This window comes from Micromonospora sp. R311, from assembly GCF_056780015.1.
The window spans coordinates 20,052-40,138 of the sequence record NZ_JBSWCE010000043.1 but is presented as its reverse complement, the minus strand read 5'-3'; the positions used below and the strand labels follow the sequence as shown (position 1 = coordinate 40,138).

Genomic DNA, 20,087 nt, shown 5'->3' with positions numbered 1-20,087 from the left:
ATGCGCGACCCACGCGGGGCGCTCAACCACATCATGGAGGCCCTCGTCTTCTCCTACGTGCACGACCCGCGGCGTGGCACCTTCACCCTGGTCACCGAGTTTCCGCTGAAGTCGCCCGGGAGCATCCGGGAGTTCGCCGCGTTCGTCTTCGAGCAGGTCGACTTCGCCCGCCTGGCCGGCGACCACTCGCCGTACCAGCGCTTCCAGGAGACGTACCACGGCATCGGCCCGGGCGGCATGGTCGTGCAGGACATCCAGCACCAGGAGGTCGGGCCGGACCGGCACCGGGTGGAGCTGTGGTTCGGTGACAACTTCGGTGGTGTCGCGGTCACCTACGGCGGGCTCCGCGGCTGGACCCGCGGGTCGACGGCGGAACAGGTGGGCCCGCGGCAGTGGGTCTACCGCGACGCGCGGAACAACGAGAAGTTCGACCTCGACTTCCCGTTCCCGAGCCTGGTCGGCCCGCCCGCGTGACCGCGATCCGCCGCCGACGCCCGCGGGGAGCGACAGCGGCGGTCACCGTCGAGCGACGTGCTGCTGGCCGTGTCAGCCGACGGCAGCCATGATCTCGTCGCTGACGTCGAAGTTCGCGTAGACGTTCTGCACGTCGTCGCAGTCCTCCAGCACGTCGATCAGCTTGAAGATCTTCCGCGCGCCGTCCTCGTCCAGCGGGACGTTGACGCTCGGGATCAGCGACGACTCGGCCGACTCGTACTCGATGCCGGCGTCCTGCAGCGCGGTGCGCACCGCGATCAGGTCGCCCGGCTCGGAGACCACCTCGAACGCCTCGCCCAGGTCGTTGACCTCCTCGGCGCCGGCGTCCAGGACGGCCATCATCACGTCGTCCTCGGTGGTGCCGGCCTTGGGCACGATCACCACACCCTTGCGGGAGAACATGTAGGACACCGAGCCGGCGTCGGCGAAGGAGCCGCCGTTGCGGGTCAGCGCGGTGCGCACCTCGGTCGCGGCGCGGTTGCGGTTGTCGGTCAGGCACTCGATGAGCAGCGCGACGCCGTTCGGGCCGTAGCCCTCGTACATGATCGTCTGGTAGTCGGCGCCGCCGGCCTCCAGGCCGGAGCCGCGCTTGACCGCGCGGTCGATGTTGTCATTCGGAACCGAGTTCTTCTTCGCCTTCTGGATGGCGTCGTAGAGCGTCGGGTTACCGGCCGGGTCGCCGCCGCCGGTCCGCGCGGCCACCTCGACGTTCTTGATCAGCTTGGCGAACATCTTGCCGCGCTTGGCGTCGATGACCGCCTTCTTGTGCTTGGTCGTCGCCCACTTTGAGTGGCCGGACATCTGTTACCTCCGTTGCTACCCGCCGTCTGCATCGACCGCACCGCACACGCCCCGCTCCCGCCGGCGCACGCCGAGGTGCCGGTCATCTCTCGTGGGAGCCGCGGCGGGCTGATGGCCCTGCCGAATCTCGGCAATCCTACCGGCGGCCGGCGGGTCACTGTCACGCACCGCACGGCGCCGGCCCGCCCCATGCCGCCCGAACAGGGACAACGGGACGGGCCGGCCGATCATTCCCCGAAGCCGTACGATCCGACCACCGTGAATTCGGAGGTGGTCCGCTGCGCAGTCCTGGCGGCCGGGCCCGGGCCACCTCGTCGTGGACGGCACGGAGCAGGAGCAGGTGCTCCGACAGGCGCTCGGGACGGACCCGGTAGCGGATCAGGATCGTCTCCACGCTCACCCCACCAGCTCCGGACCGCCCGCGACGGCGGAGGTGCGGATGCCGGCCCGCAGGGCGTCGGACCAGGTCACGATCTCGGTCAGCATGGTCGAGAACGACTCCTCCCGCCCCTCGCCCGGAGCGAAGGTGCCCGGCGCCGTGGGATCGCCGGGATCCGAGCCGGAGAAGTCGAAATCCGCGAATACGGAGACCGAGACCTGGGTGGGTACGACCGCCGCGCGCACCTCGGCCAGGATCAGCCGCAGGTGGTCGGCCGCCCGGTTGCCGCCCTGCACGCCGTAGCTGAGCACCCCGGCCACCTTGTCGTTCCACTCCGCGTACAGGTAGTCGACGGCGTTCTTCAGCCCGGCGGGGATCGAGTGGTTGTACTCCGGGGTGACGAAGACGAACGCGTCGCAGGCGGCCACGAGCCCGCTCCAGCGACGGGTGTGCGCCTGCCGGTAGTCGCCGAACATCGCCGGCACGGGCTCGTCGAGCAGCGGCAACGCCTGCTCCGCCAGGTCGATCACCTCCACCTCGACGGCGCCGGCCTGCACCGCCGGGTGCCGGGTCGCCACCTGTTCGGCCCATCGGGTGACCGCGCTGCCGCGCCGGCCGGGGCGGGTGCTTCCCACGATCAGACCGATCCGGATCGGTCGTGCTGTCTGTGTAGTGCTCATGCCGACGATCGTCGGGCCGACCGTCACCGGCGGGGAGGCCTGCGCGAGGGTGGCCCTGCCGGGGCCACCCAGCGGCCGTGGCGCGCTGTCAGACTGGGCGGATGATGGACGGAGAGCTGGGGGCGTTCCTGCGCAGCCGGCGGGAGGCCCTCCGGCCGGCCGACGTGGGTCTCGCCCCGGGTCCGCGCCGCCGGGCGCCTGGTCTGCGCCGGGCGGAGCTGGCGACGCTGGCCCAGGTCAGCGTCGAGTACCTGACCCGGCTGGAGCAGGGGCGCGACACCCGGCCGTCGGCGGAGATTCTCGCCGCGCTCGCCGACGCCCTGCTCCTCGACGACGCCGATCGGGACCACCTGCAACAGCTTGCGATGGTCAGCCACAGCCGGCAGCTGTGCCCGCGCGAGCGACCGTCGGCCGCCCGCACCGTCCGTCCGACGGTCCGGGCCGTGCTCGACGGGCTGCGCGACGCCCCGGCGTACGTGGTCAACCAGCTCAGCGACGTGCTGGCCTGGAACGACGCCTTCGACCGGCTGGCCCGCCCTCTCGGTCTGCTCGACGGCACCCGGCCGAACCTGCTGTGGTTCACGCTCGCCGACGAGCGCGCCCGCGACCACTTTCCGGAGTGGGCGGAGCTGGCCGACCAGCAGGTCGCCGAGCTGCACCGGTTGCGGCGGGGTGACCCGGCCACGGACGCCTTCGCCGACCGGCTGGCCCGCACCGTGGGCGCGCCGTTCACCGACCGGTGGAAGCGGCGTCCGGTGACCGCCCCACGGACCGGTGTCCGGAGGTTGCGGCATCCGGAGGTCGGCCTGCTGCGGCTGGCCTACGAGACCCTGGAGCTCGCCGACGCCGCCCAGCAGCGGATCGTCGTCCAGTGCCCCGCGGACGCCACCTCGGCCACCAACCTGGACCGGCTCCTCGGCCGGCGGCCCGGACAACTGCGCTCGGTCGCCGGCTGAACGGCGCGGGGTGAGCCGAACCCGGCACCGGGTGAACGGCGGCGGCAGGGACGTGGGAACGGCCCGGGCGGGGCCCCGTGAGGGAGACCCGCCCGACGTGCCGTGGAACCGCTCAGGGGGCGGCGCGGACGAGGTCCACGAAATAGCGGTGCAGCCGCAGGTCGCCGGTGAGCTCGGGGTGGAACGAGGTGGCCAGCAGGTTGCCCTGCCGCACCGCCACGATCCGGCCGGCGGCCGGACCCTCGGTCACCGTGCCGAGCACCTCGACCCCGTCGCCGACCCGCTCCACCCACGGCGCCCTAATGAACACCGCGTGGAACGGGCCGCCCTCGACGCCGGTGACCGCCACCGGCGCCTCGAACGAGTCCACCTGCCGGCCGAACGCGTTGCGCCGCACGGTCATCGCGATGCCGTCGAAGCCGCGCTGGTCGGGCCGGCCGTCCAGCACCTCCCGCGCCAGCATGATCATCCCGGCGCAGGAGCCGTAGACCGGCATGCCGGCGGCGATCCGCTTGTCGATCGGCTCGCGCAGCTCGAAGATGTCGGCCAGCTTGCTGATCGTGGTGGACTCCCCGCCGGGGATGACCAGCCCGTGCACCGCCTCCAGTTCCTCGGGCCGGCGGACCGGACGGGCTTCCGCTCCCGCCCCGGTCAGGGCCGCGACGTGCTCGCGCACGTCGCCCTGCAGGGCGAGCACACCGATGGTGGGCCCGCTCATCGTCACCAGCCCCGCTCGGCCAGCCGGTGCGGGTGCGGGATGTCGTCGACGTTGATGCCGACCATCGCCTCGCCGAGGCCGCGGGAGACCTTGGCCAGCACGTCCGGGTCGTCGTGGAAGGTGGTGGCCTTCACGATCGCGGCGGCGCGCTGGGCCGGGTTGCCGGACTTGAAGATGCCCGAGCCGACGAAGACGCCCTCCGCGCCGAGCTGCATCATCATGGCGGCGTCGGCCGGGGTGGCGATCCCGCCCGCGGTGAACAGCACCACCGGCAGCTTGCCGGTCTGGGCGATCTCCTTGACCAGCTCGTACGGCGCCTGCAGCTCCTTGGCCGCGACGTACAGCTCGTCCTCCGGCAGCGACTGCAGCCGGCGGATCTCCTGGCGGATCTTCCGCATGTGGGTGGTGGCGTTGGAGACGTCACCGGTGCCGGCCTCGCCCTTGGAGCGGATCATGGCGGCGCCCTCGGTGATCCTGCGCAGCGCCTCGCCCAGGTTGGTCGCGCCGCAGACGAAGGGGACGGTGAACGCCCACTTGTCGATGTGGTTCTCGTAGTCGGCCGGGGTCAGCACCTCGGACTCGTCGACGTAGTCGACGCCGAGCGACTGCAGGATCTGGGCCTCCACGAAGTGGCCGATCCGGGCCTTGGCCATCACCGGGATGGAGACGGCGTTGATGATGCCGTCGATCATGTCCGGGTCGCTCATCCGGGACACCCCGCCCTGGGCACGGATGTCGGCCGGCACCCGCTCGAGCGCCATCACCGCGACGGCGCCGGCGTCCTCGGCGATCCTGGCCTGCTCGGCGTTGACCACGTCCATGATCACGCCGCCCTTGAGCATCTCGGCCATGCCGCGCTTGACGCGCGCGGTGCCGACGACGGGGGCGCTGGTGTGCTGGGAAGTGGTGTCGGGCACGGGTTATCGCTCCTCAGGCGTGCTCGGGGGGTGGCAGCGGAAATGCTACGCCGGGGTCAACGCCGCTCCGACGGCCAATCAGACCCACGGTGGCCTGCGATGTGGCACCCATCACGCGGCCCACGACCCGCCGCGGCCGACGACCTTGCCCGCCGCCCACCGGCGACCGGGCGACCGGGCGGCCGCGGATCAGCCGGCCGGGACGTCGGCCGGGACGGTGAGCGTGGGGTCGTCGATGTCGAAGTAGCGGGGCCAGGCGTGCCGGCGCCCCATCCGCAACAACCGCACCAGTGGCCGGCTGCGGGCGGCGCGGGCGTCCCGGACCAGGTCGGTGTGCACCTGCCGGGCGAGGGCCAGCCGGCGACTGGCGGCGATCACCGCCTCGCAGTCCGGATCGGTGGGGTCGAGCTGCACCGCGCGCAACTGCCGGGTGAGGTCGTTCTCGGCGGCCTCCCGTTCGTCCGGGCGGGCGTCCAGGGCGATCCGTGCCGCCGCGTACAGCTCGACGCCGTAGCGCCGCTCGGCCAGCACCGCGGCGGCCGCGGCCCGGCGCAGCAGGTGGGCGTCGAGCGCGCGGGCGGCGAGCTCCGCGCGCTCCTGCAGCCGCTCGACCCGGCCGGCGGTCCAGATCAGGTACGCCGCGACCAGCCCGACGACCAGGGTCGTGCCCACCACCCACCACATGCCCGGCATCGTAAGTGCTGCTCCGTTCGGTCTCCTCCGGCCGTCACCGGCCCGACAGACCGGTCACTCTCGCACCACCCGCCACCGCGGTCAGCCCAGCCCCACCCATTCCGTGTCGATGACCCGCCCGTCGGTGGCCTCGATCGCCGCTGCGTATACCTCCAGAACCCGCCGGGCAACCACGGGCCAGTCGAAATTCGCCACCACCTGGTCGCCGCAGGCGGTCAGCTCGGCCCGCTGCCGCGGGTCGTCGAGCAGCTCGGTGAGCGCGGCGCGCAGGGCGGCCGGGTCCCCGGTCGGGAAGAGCCGCCCCGCCCGCCCGCCGTCGAGCACCCGGCGGAACGCGTCGAGGTCGCTGGCCACGACGGTGGTGCCGGCCGCCAGCGCCTCGGTGAGGATCATGCCGAACGACTCCCCGCCGGTGTTCGGCGCCACGTAGAGGTGCACGCTGCGCAGCATCCGCGCCTTGTCCTCCTCGGAGACCAGCCCCAGGAAGGTCACCCGGTCGCGCAGCCCGGCCGGGAACCGGTCGTACAGGTCGTCCGGGTCGCCCGGCCCGGCGACCAGCAGCCGCAACCCGGGGCGTTCACCCGCCAGCTCGACGAAGGCGTCGCGGAGCACCGGGAAGCCCTTGCGGGCCTCGGTGAACCGGCCCAGGAAACCGATCGAGCCGCCCTCCCCCGGCGCGCACTCCCCCGGCCAGCCGGGCAGCGGCTCGGCGTCGGTGAACTTGGCGACGGCCACCCCGTTGGGAATCTCCACCGCCCCGCCGTCCATGTGCTCGACCTGCACCTTGCGGGCCAGCGCGCTGACCGCGATCCGGGCGGTGATCCGCTCCAGCACGATCTGGAGCACGCCCTGCGCGGCGGCCAGCGCCCGGGACCGGGTCATCGCGGTGTGGAAGGTGGCCACCACCGGGCCGCGGGCGGAGAGCACGGCCAGCAGCGAGAGGCTGAGCGTGAGCGGCTCGTGCACGTGCAGCACGTCGAACTCGCCCCGGGTGATCCAGCGCCGCACCCGGGCGGTGGAGACCGGCCCGAAGGCGATCCGGGCCACCGAGCCGTTGTACGGCAGCGGCACGGCCCGCCCGGCCGGCACCACGTACGGCGGCAGCGGCGAGTCCTCGTCGGCCGGGGCGAGGACGCTCACCTGGTGGCCGAGCCCGATCAGCGCCTCGGCCAGGTCCATGACGTGGTTCTGCACCCCACCGGGCACGTCGAACGAGTACGGACACACGATGCCGATCCGCACGTCAACGCCCTTTGTTCGCGACTGCCAGGCCCCGCTCCGCCGCACTCCTCGCGCTCACCGCTGCCTCTCCCTCAGAGCTGTCCGGTGGCCGGCGAGCGCAGGGCCGCGCCGTCGACTGGACCGCGTTGGTCCAGCCACATCCGTTGCAACATGTGCCAGTCTTCCGGATGCCGGGCGATACCCGCCGCCAGACCGTCCGCGATCCGCTGGGTCAACGACCGGACCCGCTCGTCGAGCGGGCCCTCCTCGGGGCCGGGCACCGGCAGCGGGCCCGCCAACGACGCGCGCGCCGCATCCGGTTCGTACCACATCGAGGCGACGTAGAGGGGCGCCCCGGTGCGCAGCGCGAGCAGGGCCGGCCCGGCCGGCATCCGGGTCCGGGCGCCGAAGAAGTCGACCTCCACCCCGCGGGCGGAGAGGTCCCGGTCGGCCAGCAGCGGCACCACCGCCCCGGCCCGCAGCCGGTCCACCAGCACGTCGAACGCGGGCCGCTCGCCGCCGTGGGTGGGCAGGATCTCCATGCCCAGGCTCTTCCGGAAGGCGAGGAACCGCTCGTAGACGCCCTCCGGCTTGAGCCGCTCGGCGACGGTGGTGATCGGCCAGCCGGTGGCCGCGACCCAGGCGCCGGCGGCGTCCCAGTTGCCGGCGTGCGGCAGCGCCACCACCGCGCCCCGGCCGGCGGCCACGTCGGCGGCGAGCAGTTCCTCGCCGTCCAGCCGGAACCCGGCCAGGATCTGCTGGCGGCTCAGCGCGGGCAGCCGGAACGCCTCCATCCAGTACCGGGCGTACGAGCGCAGGCCCGCCCGGACCAGCTCGTCCAGCTCGGCGTCGGGCAGGTCCGGGCCGACCACCCGGCGCAGGTTCGCCCGCAGCCGGGCCGTACCGCCGCCACCCCGGCGGTGGGCGCGGTCCGCGCCCGCCCGGAACGCCGCGGCCACGACGGGCCGCGGCAGCGCGCGGATCACCCGCCAACCGGCGACGTAGCCGAGCTCGGTGAGATTCACCGATTTCCGTCCGGGGTGTGGATCCGCTGTGTCTGCCGGTACACGTGCAGCATCCGCTGCCCGACGGTGAAGACCGACACGGCGGCGAGCAGCCAGAGCGCGATCTCCAGGGCCCGGTCGAGGCCGAGGCCGGTGAGCAGGCCGCCGACGCCGACGATCAGCAGCCGCTCGGTGCGCTCGGCGATGCCCACGTTGCAGGTCATGCCGAGCCCCTCGGCGCGCGCCTTGACGTAGGAGACCAGGCTGCCGGCGGCCAGGCAGAGCAGCGCGGCGGCCACCCCGGAGTACTGGTGCTCGGTGGCGAGCCAGTACGCCACCGCGCCGAAGACGGCGCTGTCGGCGATCCGGTCCATGCTCGAGTCGAGGAACGCGCCGAACCGGGTGGAGCCCCCGCTCATCCGGGCCATCGTCCCGTCGAGCAGGTCGGTGAGCGCGAAGAGGGTGACGATCAGGGCCCCGGCGACCAGATGACCGCGGGCACCGAAGCCGAGTGCGCCGACGAGCACCCCGAGGGTGCCCGTCACGGTGACCGCGTTGGGGGTTACGCCCGCTCGGAGCAGGCCGCGTGCGACCGGCTCGACGACGCGGGTCATCCCCGCGCGGGCCGACACTTGGAAGATCTTCGCCATGGCGGTCCCACGATAACGGTCCGGCCAGGGCCGGCTCTACGGCCGGTCAGGCGAGCCGCCCTTGTGCCGACCGGGCATCGGGTGTGAGATCGAGCGGGGAGGTGAGCCAGCTCACCCGCCCGCCCGTCACGTACCCGGAATCCAGCAGACAGCGGAGGATATCGCCGCGGGACCCGCCCCGGGCCGCTTCCCCGTCGCGCGCGGCGGTCGCCACCACCACCGGCTGAGGGAGGTGCGCCCCATGGCGCAGAAGAATCAGGAGAAGGGGATCACCGGCGCGCCGGTGGTGACCGAACCCGGCAGGGTTCGCAACGTGGTGCTCGTCGGGCACTCCGGAGCGGGCAAGACGACCCTGGTCGAGGCGCTGCTCGCCGCGAGCGGCACGATCACCCGGGCCGGCACCGTCACCGACGGCACCACGGTCTGCGACCACGACCCGGCGGCGGTACGCCAGCAGCGCTCGGTGAGCCTGGCCTGCGCGCCGCTGCTGCACGGCGGCATCAAGGTCAACCTGCTGGACACCCCCGGCTACGCCGACTTCGTCGGCGAGCTGCGCGCCGGCCTGCGGGCCGCCGACGCCGCGCTCTTCGTGGTGTCGGCCGTCGACGGGATGGACGCGGCCACCGCCGCCCTGTGGGAGGAGTGCGCGGCGGTCGACATGCCCCGCGCGGTCGCCGTCTCCCGGCTCGACCACCCGCGCGCCGACTTCGACGAGGCGGTGGCACTGTGCCAGCGGGTCTTCGGCGACAACGTGCTCCCGCTCTACCTGCCGATGCTCGGCGACGACGGCGTCTCCACCGTCGGCCTGCTGGGCCTGATCACCCGCCGGGTCTTCGACTACACCGCCGGCCACCCGCCGGTGGTCCGCGACCCGGACCCGGAGCACCTGCCGGCGATCGCCGAGTCCCGCAACGAGCTGATCGAGGGGATCATCGCCGAGAGCGAGGACGAGTCGCTGATGGACCGCTACCTCGGCGGCGAGGAGATCGGCACGGACATCCTCATCGAGGACCTGGAGAAGGCGGTCGCCCGCGGCCACTTCTATCCGGTCGTGCCGGTCTGTGCGGAGACCGGGGTCGGGCTGGACGCGCTGCTGGAGGTGCTCACCGCCGGCTTCCCGTCGCCGCTGGAGCACGACCTGCCGGCGGTGACCGGGGTGGACGGCTCCCCCCGCCCGCCGCTGACCTGCGACCCGGACGGCCCGCTGGTGGCCGAGGTGGTCAAGACCACCATCGACCGGCACGTCGGCCGGGTCTCCCTGGTCCGGGTCTTCTCCGGCACCCTGCGCCCGGAGCAGACGGTGCACGTCTCCGGGCACGGCATGGCCGAGCGCGGCCACCCCGACCACGACGCCGACGAGCGGGTCGGGCACATCTACACCCCGCTGGGCGCGACCCTGCGCGAGGTGGCCAGCTGCGTGGCCGGCGACATCTGCGCGATCACCAAGTCCGGCAGCGCGGAGACCGGCGACACCGTCTCGGCCAAGGACGAGCCGCTGCTGATCGCCCCCTGGGAGATGCCCGAGCCGCTGCTGCCGGTGGCGATCGTCGCCAAGAGCCGGGCCGACGAGGACGCGCTGGCCCGCAACCTGGCCCGGCTGGTCGCCGGCGACCCGACCATGCGGCTGGACCGCAACCCGGAGACCCACCAGCTGGTGCTCTGGTGCATGGGCGAGGCGCACGCCGACGTGGTGCTGGACCGGCTCCGCGCGGGCGGCGTCGAGCTGGAGACCGAGCCGGTGCGGGTGGCGCTGCGGGAGACGCTGACCGCGACGGCCAAGGGGCACGGCCGGCACGTCAAGCAGTCCGGCGGGCACGGCCAGTACGCAGTCTGCGACATCGAGGTGGAGCCGCTGCCGCGCGGCGCCGGCTTCGAGTTCGTCGACCGGGTGGTCGGCGGCGCGGTGCCGCACAACTACATCCCCTCCGTGGAGAAGGGGGTACGCGCCCAGATGGAGCGGGGCCTGGTGGCCGGCTACCCGGTGGTCGACCTGCGGGTGACGCTCTTCGACGGCAAGGCGCACAGCGTCGACTCCTCCGACGCGGCGTTCCAGACCGCCGGCGCGCTGGCGCTGAAGGACGCCGCCGAGAAGGCCCAGCCGGCGCTGCTGGAACCGGTCGACGAGGTGGTCATCCGGGTGCCCGACTCGGCGGTCGGCGCGGTGATGGGCGACCTGTCCGGCCGGCGCGGCCGGGTGCTCGGCACCGAACCGGATCCGGACGGCGAGGGGCGCACCCTGGTCCGCGCCGAGGTGCCCGCCACCGAGCTGCTCCGGTACGCCGTCGAGCTGCGCTCGATGACCTCCGGCACCGGCACCTTCCGCCGCCAGTTCGCCCGCTACGAGCCGATGCCCACCCACCTGGCCGACCAGGTCCGCAAGGAACACGCCAACCGCACCTGACCCGCGGCCCGCACCCCGCCCGGCGCCGCGCCGCGCGATCCGCCGGTCTGCCCGGGGCCGCACCTTCGGGGAAAGTGCGGCCTCGCGCGGCGTTGAGGCCGCACTTTCCCCGAAGATGCGGCCTCGTGGCCTCTGTCGCTTCGCGCCTCGGCGGCTCGGCGCCCGCCCGAGGGCGCGTCGGGGTGGGGTCACGGGTGGGTGGCGGGGAGGGTGGGGCTGGGCCAGTAGGGGCGGTCGGCGGAGCGCAGCGCCGCCGACCGGAGCGCGGCGAGCTGGCGCTCCACCTCGGCGAACTGGTCCGGCGGCAGCGGGCCCCAGCGTAGGGCGGCGGCGTTCTCCTCGACCTGTGCGACGGTACGGCAGCCCGGGATCGGCACGCTCCGGCCGCTGCGCGTCCAGATCCAGCCGAGCGCGCCCTGGGCCAGGGTGCGCCCGTCCCCGGTCAGCGCCGCGCGTACCGCGCCGACCCGGCGCAGCCACTCCGGGGCCGGCCGGCCGCCCCGGAACCACTCCAGCCAGCCCGGCGCGACGCCGCGCACGTCGTCGCGGGGCAGCGTGGAACCGGCGGTGTACTTGCCGGTGAGCAGACCCATCCCGAGCGGGCCCCGGACGACGCTGGCCAGGTCGTACTTGTCGCAGACGGCGAGCAGCTCGGGGGCGTCCCGGAGCACCGAGAGGGCGTGCTGCACGGCGGTGGCGTGCGGGGCGCCGTGACCGAACGCGGCCGCCCGGTCGGGGCGGTCGGTGCTCCAGCCGTACGCCCGGATCAGGCCCTCCGCGACCAGTTCCTCGAGCGTGCCGACCAGCGCCTCGGCCCGGGGCGCCGGCAGGTCGGCCAGGTGCAGCTGGTAGAGGTCGATCCGGTCGGTGTCCAGCCGGCGCAGCGAGTCCCGCACCGCCCGCCGCAGGTACGCCGGTGAGGCGTCCTCGCCGGTCGCCTGCCGGGTCGCCTCGTCGAAGGTGTAGCCCCACTTGGTGGCGATCACCGCCGCGTCCCGCCGGCCGGCGAGCGCGCGGCCGAGGATCCGCTCGCTGTGTCCCGCCCCGTAGGTGTCGGCGGTGTCGAAGAGGGTGACGCCGAGGTCGAGCGCGCGCCGCACCGCGCGTACCGACTCCTCGTCGTCGACCGCGCCCCAGCCCAGCGGCTGGGTGCCCTCGGCCCACGGGCCACCGATCGCCCAGCACCCCATGCCGAGGGCACTGACCTCGATGCCGCTGCGGCCCAACGTCCGCGTGCTGACTGCCATCGCCAGATCGTGCCACCCGCCGGCCGCCGGCGGGTGGCAGCCGGCCGATTCAGGACGGCCAGGCGCGGGACAGCAGGTCGCGGGTGTCGCCGAGCAGTTGCGGCAGCACCTTGGTGCGCCCGATCACCGGCATGAAGTTGGCGTCCCCGCCCCAACGCGGCACCACGTGCTGGTGCAGGTGCGCGGCGATCCCGGCGCCGGCCACCCCGCCCTGGTTCATCCCGAGGTTGAACCCGTGCGCGTTGCTGACCTTGCGGATCACCCGCATCGCGGTCTGCGTGTAGGTCGCCAGCTCGACGGTCTCCGCCGCGTCCAGGTCGGTGTAGTCGGCGACGTGCCGGTAGGGGCAGACCAGCAGGTGGCCGGGGTTGTAGGGGTAGAGGTTGAGCACCACGAAGACGTGCTCGCCCCGCGCCACCACCAGGCTCTCCTCCGGTGGCCGGCCGGGGGCCAGGCAGAACGGGCAGCCGGCGGGCTTCTCGTAGCCGCCATCGGGCCGGTCCTCGCCGGAGATGTAGGTCATCCGGTGCGGCGTCCAGAGCCGCTCCAGGCCGTCGGCCATGCCGCTGTCCGTGTGCCGCTCCGCCCCAGTCACACGCCGATCCTACGGACCCGGCGGGCGGGCGGCGACGCCGCCGGCCCGTCCTCCTCGGGTCACGGGTGGCGGTGGCCACCACATCCGGACGGGAACTCCGTTGCTGCAACTTGTTGACGAATCGAAGCCCACGTCTGAAAATTCCATGCATCCAGGTACTTCCATTTACCGATGGAGGGCTCCATGATCCGACGGCTCGGCAGGTTCTTCGCGGCGCTCGCGCTGGCCGCCGCCACCACGGTGGTCGGCGTCACCGTCGCCCCCGGCGCGGCGCACGCCGACGGCTGCTACACGTGGGGACGCACGCTGTCCCAGGGGATGTCCGGCGAGGACGTCCGGCAACTCCAGATCCGGGTCGCCGGCTACCCGGGCTACGGCGCCGTGCTCGGCCTCGACGGCGCGTACGGCCCGGCCACGAAGTCGGCGGTGACCCGCTTCCAGCAGGCGTACGGCCTGCCCGCCGACGGCATCGCCGGCCCGCAGACCTTCAACAAGATCTACGCCCTGCAGGACGACGACTGCACGCCCGTCAACTTCAGCTACGCCGAGTTCAACGACTGCAACAGCGACTGGTCCGGCGGCGCGGTGTCGGCCAGCACGGCCCGGTTCAACGCCCGCGTCTCGATGTGGAAGCTCCAGGCCATGCGGCACGCGCTCGGCGACCAGCAGATCATCGTGACCAGCGCCTTCCGCAGCTACGCCTGCAACAGCGCGGTCGGCGGGTCGTCGACCAGCCGGCACCTCTACGGCGACGCCGTCGACCTCGGCGCCGGTCCGCACTCGCTCTGCAAGCTCGCCCAGCGGGCCCGCTACCACGGCTTCAACGAGATCCTCGGCCCCGGATACCCCGGGCACAACGACCACACCCACGTCGCGCACAAGTCGACCCGGACCTGGTCCGCGCCGAACTGCGGGATCTGACACCGGCACCCCCGTCGCGCCGTGGCGCGGCGGGGGCACCCGCGGTCACTGCTGGGCGGACGGGCCGATGTTGGTCCGCGAGCTGACCACGTCCAGCACGTGGGCCACCGCGTCGGCGATCGGCACCCCGTTGCGCTGGGAGCCGTCCCGGTAGCGGAACGAGACGGTGCCGGCCGCCACGTCGTCGTCACCGGCGATCACCATGAACGGGATCTTCTGCTGCTGCGCGGTCCGGATCTTCTTCTGCATCCGGTCGTCACCCGCGTCCACCTGGGCGCGGATCCCCTCGGCGCGCAGCGCGGCGACGAAGCCGTGCAGGTAGTCGGTGTGGTCCTCGCGGATCGGGATGCCGACCACCTGCACCGGGGCCAGCCAGGCCGGGAAGGCGCCCGCGTAGTGCTCGGTGAGCACGCCGAAGAAGCGCTCGATCGAGCCGAACAGCGCCCGGTGGATCATCACCGGCCGCTGCCGGGTGCCGTCGGCGGCCTGGTACTCCAGGCCGAACCGCTCCGGCTGGTTGAAGTCGACCTGGATGGTGGACATCTGCCAGGTCCGGCCGATGGCGTCCTTGGCCTGCACCGAGATCTTCGGGCCGTAGAAGGCCGCGCCGCCCGGGTCGGGCACCAGGTCCAGCCCGGACTGCTCGGCGGCGGTGCGCAGCGCCTCGGTCGCCTCGGCCCAGTCGGAGTCCGAGCCGATGAACTTCGGCGAGTCGTCGCGGGTGGACAGCTCCAGGTAGAAGTCGTCCAGGCCGTAGTCGCGGAGCAGGTCCAGCACGAACGACAGCAGGGTGGTGAGCTCACCGGCCATCTGCTCGCGGGTGCAGTAGATGTGCGAGTCGTCCTGGGTCAGGCCGCGCACCCGGGTCAGCCCGTGCACCACACCGGACTTCTCGTACCGGTAGACGGTGCCGAACTCGAACAGCCGCAGCGGCAGCTCCCGGTAGGACCGCCCGCGCGCCCTGAAGATCAGGTTGTGCATCGGGCAGTTCATCGCCTTGAGGTAGTAGTCGGCACCCTCCAGCTGCATCGGCGGGAACATGGTGTCCGCGTAGTACGGCAGGTGGCCGGAGGTCTCGAAGAGCTGCGCCTTGGTGATGTGCGGGCTGTTGACGAACTCGTAGCCCGCGGCCTCGTGCCGGCGGCGCGAGTAGTTCTCCATCTCCCGGCGGATGATGCCGCCCTTGGGGTGGAAGACGGCCAGGCCGGAGCCGATCTCGTCGGGGAAGCTGAACAGGTCGAGGTCCGCGCCGAGCTTGCGGTGGTCGCGCCGGGCGGCCTCCTCGAGCAGCTTCAGGTACGCCTTGAGCTCGTCCCGGGTCGGCCAGGCGGTGCCGTACACGCGCTGCAGCTGCGGGTTCTTCTCCGACCCACGCCAGTACGCGGCGGCCGATCGCATCAGCTTGAACGCCCCGATCAGCCGGGTGTTCGGCAGGTGCGGGCCGCGGCACAGGTCCGACCAGCAGACCTTGTCCTCGTTCGCGGCCAGGTTGTCGTAGATGGTCAGCTCGCCGCCGCCGACCTCCATCACCTCGGAGGAGTCCAGCCCCTCGCCCTTGACGTCGATCAGCTCCAGCTTGAACGGCTCGGCGGCCAGCTCGGTCCGCGCCTCGTCCAGGCTGCGGAAGCGCCGGCGGCGGAACCGCTGGCCGGACTTGACGATCTCCTGCATCCGCTTCTCGAGCCGGGCCAGGTCGTCCGGCTGGAACGGCTTGTCGACCGCGAAGTCGTAGTAGAAGCCGTTCTCGATCGGCGGGCCGATGCCGAGCTTGGCCTCGGGGAAGACGTCCTGCACGGCCTGGGCCAGCACGTGCGCGGTGGAGTGCCGGAGCACGGTGAGCCCGTCCGGGGAGTCCAGGCTGACCAGCTCCACCTCGGTGTCGACGGCCGGCTGCCAGTCCAGGTCGTGCAGCTGGCCCTGCGGGTCCCGGACCACGACGATCGCCTTCGGGCCGGCCGCGGGCAGCCCGGCCGCGGCCACCGCGTCGGCCGCCGTGGTCCCGGCGGTGACGACGACGGGGTCGGCCACGGCGGGGGTACGGGGTGCGGACACGGTGACTCCTCCAGCAGACGGAACGGATGCTCGCCGACGCGCGGCTCCTGCCGATGCTATCGGTCGTGCCCGCCGGCACGGTCGGCGACGCCCACCGCCCGGGCCACCCGCCAGCCGGGGGGCGGCGGGCCGATCCCGCCCGCGAGCGGGCCGACGCCGGGGCGCCCGCCACCCGGTCCGGTGAGGGGGAACCGCCCCGGGGCCGGTTGAACCTTTTCCGCGCGCGATCCGAACTACCCCGTGTGGCCGGAAACCGGTGCCGGCCGCGTGGAGACGGATGGGGACCCGAGATGGCGATGACACGCGGCGCGGGCCGCCGGGCCGGGGCGCTCGCCGTCCTGGCCGCGGCCGGCGTGCTGGCCTGGCCCGCCACGGCCTGGGCGGCGGACGTGACGACCAACCCCACGCAGGCCCGGCAGGGCGACGCGGTGAAGCTGGAGTTCGTGGTACCCGAGGAGCGCCCCGGCACCCGGACCGACCGGATCGAGGTCCGGCTGCCGGCCGACGCGCCGGTCGCCGAGGTGTATCCGATGTCGGTCGACGGCTGGGCGCCCCGGATCAGCTCCCGGAAGCTGGACCAGCCGATGACCGGCCTGCACGGGCTGCGGATCGACACCGTCACCAGCGCGGTGACCTGGACCCGGATGCCCGGATCGGGCACCGCGCCGGCCCGCCTCACCCTCTCCATGGGGCCGCTGCCGCGGGTCGACCGGCTCACCTTCCAGGTGATCCAGACGTACGCCGACGGCACGGTGGTGCGCTGGGCCGACCCGGCCGGGGCGCACCGGGCGCCGGTGCTGGCCCTGTCGCCGGCGGCGCCCGGTGCGGTCGCCGGGCACGGCGGGCACGGGGCGCCGGCGGGGGGCACGGACGCCGGGGGCGCGGCGCCGGGGGCGGCCGTCGACGGGGGAGCCCCGGCGGCGGAGGGCGACGGGAACGCCGACGCGCTGCTCGCGGCCGGGCTGCTCGCCGGGCTGGGCGGCGGGGCGGCGGTCGGCTGGCTGGCGAGCCGGTGGCGGCGCCGCGAGCCGGTGGAACCGGTCGACCGGTCGGTGCTCGACGCGGAACCAACCCCGGCGGAACCGGTCGACCGGTCGGTGCTCGACGCGCCGCCGCCCGCCCCGGCGGAGACCCGGGCGGCGGCGCCGCTCGGCGCCGGCCGCGGCTCCGCGCCGATCTGAACCGCCGCGCCGGAGCCGGCGGTGAGCGGTGCCGGCACCACGGCGGCGACGGGGTCAGCCGAGCCAGTCCGGCAGCGGCTCCCGGGCGGCCACCCACTCGGACGGAACCCCGCCCGGGGTGCCCACCCCGGTGTGCGCGGCCACCACCGCCCCGGCGATCGCCGCCGTGGTGTCGACGTCGCCGCCCGCCTCGACGCAGGCCCGGATCGCCGCCGGGTAGTCGTCCAGGTGGACCGCGGCCACCCAGAGGGTGAAGGCGACGGTGTCCTGGGCGGTGACCCGGGAGCCGTTGCCGAGCGCGTCGACCACCGCCGGCAGCGGCCGGCCGAGCAGGCGCACCGCGCGGCGTACGCCCAGGTGCACGTCGCTGCCCGGATCCAGCGTGGCGGCCACCCCGGCGAGCAGCCGGTCCGGCGCCGGCCGGTACCCGTCCAGTCGGGCGCGGGTGGCCAGCGCGGCGGCCACCGCCACCGCCACCGCCCCGGCGACGCCCTCCGGATGGGCGTGGGTCACCTCCGCCGACGCCCGGGCCTGCGCCGCCGCCCGGGCCGTCGAGTCGGCGAACCACGCGCCCAGCGGACCGACCCGCATCGCCGCGCCGTTGCCGCACGAGCCCTGCCCGTCGAAGGCGGACGCGGCGGCCACCGGCCAGGGCGTGCCGGTGCGGATCAGCCGCAGGATCGTCACGGCCCCCGGGCCGTACCCCCGGTAGGGCTCGCAGCGCTCGGCGAAGGCCGCGGCGAGCGCGTCCCGGTCGATCCGGCCGGCGTCGGCGAGGGCGGCGACCACCGAGCAGGCCATCTCGGTGTCGTCCGTCCACTCCCAGGGCGGCGGGGGAAGCTTCCCGGCGGCCAGGTCGGCCGGGTGCCGGCCGGGGACGAAGAACTGCGAGCCGAGGGCGTCGCCGACCGAGAGGCCGGCGAGACTGTCCCGGGCGAGCGCCAGGCGGGTGTCGGCAAAGAGCGTGAAGGACATCGTTGTACCAGCTTGCCGGGTCGGCAGGTGCGCCGCAACGCGATCAACTTGCCACGGTCAGTACCGTCTTGACGTGGCCACCGTGCTCCTGGTCGAAGATGATCACGTCGTACGCGGCGCGATGCTGCGGTCCCTCGCCGACCGGGGGCACGCCGTGCACGCCGTCGGCACCGCCCTGGACGCCCTGCGTCGGGTCGCCGCCGAGACGCCCGATCTCGTGGTGCTCGACCTCGGCCTGCCCGACCTGGACGGCTCGGACGCGCTGCGGATGCTGCGCGGCATCACCGACGTGCCGATCATCATCGCCACCGCCCGCGACGACGAGCAGTCCGTGGTCCGCCTGCTGCGCGCCGGGGCGGACGACTACATGGTCAAGCCGTTCACCGGCGCGCACCTGGACGCCCGGATCACCACCGTGCTGCGCCGGGCCGGCCGGGCCAGCCGGACGGTCCAGCCGGCCGTGCACGTCGTCGGCGGGCTCCGGGTGGACGTCGGCGAGCGCAGCGCGCACCTCGACGGAGAGCCCCTGGCGCTGACCCGCAAGGAATTCGACCTGCTGGCGTATCTCGCCGCACGACCGGGCCGGGTAGTGTCCCGCCGGGAGCTCTTGGAGGAGGTATGGCGGCAGCCATCGGTCGGCGAGGATCAGACCATCGACGTTCACCTGTACTGGCTGCGCCGCAAAATGGGCGAGTCCGCGGCGAAGCCGCGCTACCTGCGCACCGTGCGGGGGGTCGGCTTCCGGTTGGTGGCGCCGGACTGAGGGTGACGCTGGCCGTACTCACGGCCGGCATGTGCGCCCTCGTCGCGTTCGCCTTCCTGATCCCGCTCGGCGCGGTGCTGGGCGACCGTACCCACGACGAGGCGGTCGCGGACGCCGCCCGGCGCGGCGCGCTGGTCACCGGGGCGCTCGCGGTCAGCGCCGACCCCGCGGTGGTGCGGCGGGCCGTCGAGGCCAGCGGCGACGACCCGGCGACCCGGCCGGTCGTGCACGGGCTGGGTCTCGACGAGTCGGCGGCGCGGGCCCGCGGCGCGGACCTGGACCGGGCCCGGGCCGAACGGCGCTCGCTGGTGGTCGACGTCGACGGCGGCGTGGTCCGGCTCGATCCGGTGGTGCTCGGCGACCGGACGGCCGTGGTCGAGGTGTTCGTGCCGGAGTCGGCGCTGGGCGACGGCGTCGGCGGGCGCTGGCTGCTGCTGCTCGGGGTGGCCGCCGCGCTGGTCGGCGCGGCGGTGCTGGTGGTCGACCGGATCGCCGCCCGGGCCGTCGAGTCGGCCCAGGGGCTGGTCAAGGCGGCGCTCGCGGTGGGCGACGGCGACCTCGGCGTCCGGATCGAGCCGAGCGGCCCGCGGGAGCTGGCCGAGGCCGGCTACGCCTTCAACCGGATGGCCGACCGGCTGGTGGTCTCCCGCACCGACGAGCGGGAACTGGTGGCGGACCTGTCGCACCGGCTGCGCACCCCGCTGACCGTGCTGCGGCTGGACGCCGAGGCGCTGGAGTCCGACGACACCAGCGTGGGCACGTTCAGCGAGGCGGAGCTGGACCGGCGGCGCACCATCCGCCGGATCCGCCAGGCGATCGTCACCCTCGAGGGCGAGATCGACGTACTGATCAAGACCACCCGCAAGGCGGTCACCCACGAGGCCGGGCCGGCCATGTGCGACGTCAGCGAGGTGGTCCGGGACCGGATGGTGTTCTGGGCGGCGCTGGCCGGGGACCAGAACCGCCCGCACCGGGTGATCGGCGCCCAGCTGCGCATCCCCGCGCCGGTGCCCCGGGCCGAGCTGGCCGCCGCGCTGGACGCGGTGATCGGCAACGTGTTCCGGTACACGCCACAGGGCACCGCGTTCGAGGTGGCGGTCTCCCGGCGGGACGGCTACGTGGCCATCCGGATCGACGACGCCGGCCCGGGAATCGCCAACCCGGACCGGGCGCTGCGCCGGGGCGCCAGCGACCAGGGCTCGACCGGCCTCGGGCTGGACATCGCCAAGCGGGTGGCGTTGCAGGCCAACGGGTCGGTGAGCATCGACCGGGCCCGGCTCGGCGGGGCCAGCGTGGTGATGCTGCTCGCCGACCCGGAGGCGGCGCCACGGCAGGTCAACCGGTTCGGGCTGGTCGGCCGGATGGCCCGGGAGGCGCGGGAGCAGAAGAGCGCCGGCCGCCGCTGGCCCCGGCAGCGCCCCTCCGACCGCTGAGCCAC

General features: G+C 74.1%; 19 protein-coding genes. 7 read left to right on the top strand and 12 right to left on the bottom strand.

Features of this window, described 5'->3' with window-relative positions; genetic code table 11:
* A complete protein-coding gene (locus tag AC1WTP_RS29115; protein WP_481652436.1) occupies positions 1-474 on the top strand; it encodes a hypothetical protein in 474 nt (157 codons plus the stop codon).
* Positions 475-546: 72 nt separating this feature from the next.
* Here AC1WTP_RS29115 and AC1WTP_RS29110 read toward each other — a convergent pair whose 3' ends face one another.
* Both AC1WTP_RS29110 and AC1WTP_RS29105 read right to left on the bottom strand, forming a co-directional pair.
* Entirely contained in the window at positions 547-1,296 is a 750-nt protein-coding gene (locus AC1WTP_RS29110; RefSeq protein WP_091095719.1) for a YebC/PmpR family DNA-binding transcriptional regulator, read from the bottom strand.
* A 396-nt stretch (positions 1,297-1,692) separates the two neighbouring features.
* Entirely contained in the window at positions 1,693-2,355 is a 663-nt protein-coding gene (locus AC1WTP_RS29105; RefSeq protein WP_481652435.1) for an NADPH-dependent FMN reductase, read from the bottom strand.
* A gap of 101 nt (positions 2,356-2,456) precedes the next feature.
* On the opposite strand from AC1WTP_RS29105, the gene AC1WTP_RS29100 reads away from it, so the two are divergent.
* The gene (locus AC1WTP_RS29100) at positions 2,457-3,311 is read left to right on the top strand and encodes an MmyB family transcriptional regulator (protein ID WP_481652434.1); all 855 of its coding nucleotides are present in this window, start codon (positions 2,457-2,459) and stop codon (positions 3,309-3,311) included.
* A gap of 112 nt (positions 3,312-3,423) precedes the next feature.
* Here AC1WTP_RS29100 and pdxT read toward each other — a convergent pair whose 3' ends face one another.
* The 6 genes from pdxT to pgsA form a co-directional block, all read right to left on the bottom strand.
* A complete protein-coding gene (pdxT, locus tag AC1WTP_RS29095; RefSeq protein WP_481652433.1) occupies positions 3,424-4,029 on the bottom strand; it encodes a pyridoxal 5'-phosphate synthase glutaminase subunit PdxT in 606 nt (201 codons plus the stop codon).
* A 2-nt stretch (positions 4,030-4,031) separates the two neighbouring features.
* Positions 4,032-4,946 carry a pyridoxal 5'-phosphate synthase lyase subunit PdxS gene (gene pdxS / locus AC1WTP_RS29090; RefSeq protein WP_481652432.1) on the bottom strand — a complete coding sequence of 305 codons (915 nt, stop codon included), beginning with the start codon at positions 4,944-4,946 and terminating at the stop codon, positions 4,032-4,034.
* A 189-nt stretch (positions 4,947-5,135) separates the two neighbouring features.
* The gene (locus AC1WTP_RS29085; RefSeq protein WP_481652431.1) at positions 5,136-5,630 is read right to left on the bottom strand and encodes a hypothetical protein; all 495 of its coding nucleotides are present in this window, start codon (positions 5,628-5,630) and stop codon (positions 5,136-5,138) included.
* 90 nt (positions 5,631-5,720) lie between these two features.
* The gene (locus tag AC1WTP_RS29080) at positions 5,721-6,881 is read right to left on the bottom strand and encodes a glycosyltransferase family 4 protein (protein WP_481652430.1); all 1,161 of its coding nucleotides are present in this window, start codon (positions 6,879-6,881) and stop codon (positions 5,721-5,723) included.
* Between the two features lie 71 nt (positions 6,882-6,952).
* Positions 6,953-7,885 carry a phosphatidylinositol mannoside acyltransferase gene (locus AC1WTP_RS29075; RefSeq protein ID WP_481652429.1) on the bottom strand — a complete coding sequence of 311 codons (933 nt, stop codon included), beginning with the start codon at positions 7,883-7,885 and terminating at the stop codon, positions 6,953-6,955.
* A complete protein-coding gene (gene pgsA / locus AC1WTP_RS29070) occupies positions 7,882-8,514 on the bottom strand; it encodes a phosphatidylinositol phosphate synthase (protein WP_481652428.1) in 633 nt (210 codons plus the stop codon). The genes AC1WTP_RS29075 and pgsA overlap by 4 nt, the downstream gene beginning before the upstream one ends.
* Before the next feature lie 241 nt (positions 8,515-8,755).
* Here pgsA and AC1WTP_RS29065 point away from each other — a divergent pair, with 241 nt between their 5' ends.
* Positions 8,756-10,915 carry an elongation factor G-like protein EF-G2 gene (locus AC1WTP_RS29065; RefSeq protein WP_481652427.1) on the top strand — a complete coding sequence of 720 codons (2,160 nt, stop codon included), beginning with the start codon at positions 8,756-8,758 and terminating at the stop codon, positions 10,913-10,915.
* A 188-nt stretch (positions 10,916-11,103) separates the two neighbouring features.
* On the opposite strand, the gene AC1WTP_RS29060 is transcribed toward AC1WTP_RS29065, so the two are convergent.
* Both AC1WTP_RS29060 and AC1WTP_RS29055 read right to left on the bottom strand, forming a co-directional pair.
* On the bottom strand, positions 11,104-12,162 hold the full coding sequence (locus AC1WTP_RS29060) for an aldo/keto reductase (protein ID WP_481652426.1): 1,059 nt from the start codon (positions 12,160-12,162) through the stop codon (positions 11,104-11,106).
* A gap of 49 nt (positions 12,163-12,211) precedes the next feature.
* Complete coding sequence (locus AC1WTP_RS29055) at positions 12,212-12,724, bottom strand: HIT family protein (protein WP_481652468.1); 513 nt, start codon at positions 12,722-12,724, stop codon at positions 12,212-12,214.
* A 216-nt stretch (positions 12,725-12,940) separates the two neighbouring features.
* Here AC1WTP_RS29055 and AC1WTP_RS29050 point away from each other — a divergent pair, with 216 nt between their 5' ends.
* Complete coding sequence (locus AC1WTP_RS29050; RefSeq protein ID WP_481652425.1) at positions 12,941-13,678, top strand: D-Ala-D-Ala carboxypeptidase family metallohydrolase; 738 nt, start codon at positions 12,941-12,943, stop codon at positions 13,676-13,678.
* 45 nt (positions 13,679-13,723) lie between these two features.
* On the opposite strand, the gene thrS is transcribed toward AC1WTP_RS29050, so the two are convergent.
* Positions 13,724-15,730 (bottom strand): threonine--tRNA ligase, encoded by a 2,007-nt coding sequence (gene thrS, locus AC1WTP_RS29045; RefSeq protein WP_481652424.1) that lies wholly within the window; start codon positions 15,728-15,730, stop codon positions 13,724-13,726.
* A gap of 290 nt (positions 15,731-16,020) precedes the next feature.
* Between thrS and AC1WTP_RS29040 the strand changes: the two genes are divergently transcribed.
* Positions 16,021-16,911: a YcnI family protein gene (locus AC1WTP_RS29040; protein ID WP_481652423.1), complete on the top strand. Its 891-nt coding sequence runs from the start codon at positions 16,021-16,023 to the stop codon at positions 16,909-16,911.
* Positions 16,912-16,965: 54 nt separating this feature from the next.
* Here the strand turns inward: AC1WTP_RS29040 and AC1WTP_RS29035 are convergent, their stop codons facing one another.
* Positions 16,966-17,886 carry an ADP-ribosylglycohydrolase family protein gene (locus AC1WTP_RS29035; RefSeq protein ID WP_481652422.1) on the bottom strand — a complete coding sequence of 307 codons (921 nt, stop codon included), beginning with the start codon at positions 17,884-17,886 and terminating at the stop codon, positions 16,966-16,968.
* 73 nt (positions 17,887-17,959) lie between these two features.
* Between AC1WTP_RS29035 and AC1WTP_RS29030 the strand changes: the two genes are divergently transcribed.
* Together AC1WTP_RS29030 and AC1WTP_RS29025 are read left to right on the top strand one after the other, a co-directional pair.
* Positions 17,960-18,649 (top strand): response regulator transcription factor, encoded by a 690-nt coding sequence (locus AC1WTP_RS29030; protein WP_302921056.1) that lies wholly within the window; start codon positions 17,960-17,962, stop codon positions 18,647-18,649.
* A gap of 29 nt (positions 18,650-18,678) precedes the next feature.
* Positions 18,679-20,082 carry a HAMP domain-containing sensor histidine kinase gene (locus AC1WTP_RS29025; protein ID WP_481652467.1) on the top strand — a complete coding sequence of 468 codons (1,404 nt, stop codon included), beginning with the start codon at positions 18,679-18,681 and terminating at the stop codon, positions 20,080-20,082.
* Positions 20,083-20,087 lie beyond the last annotated feature (5 nt).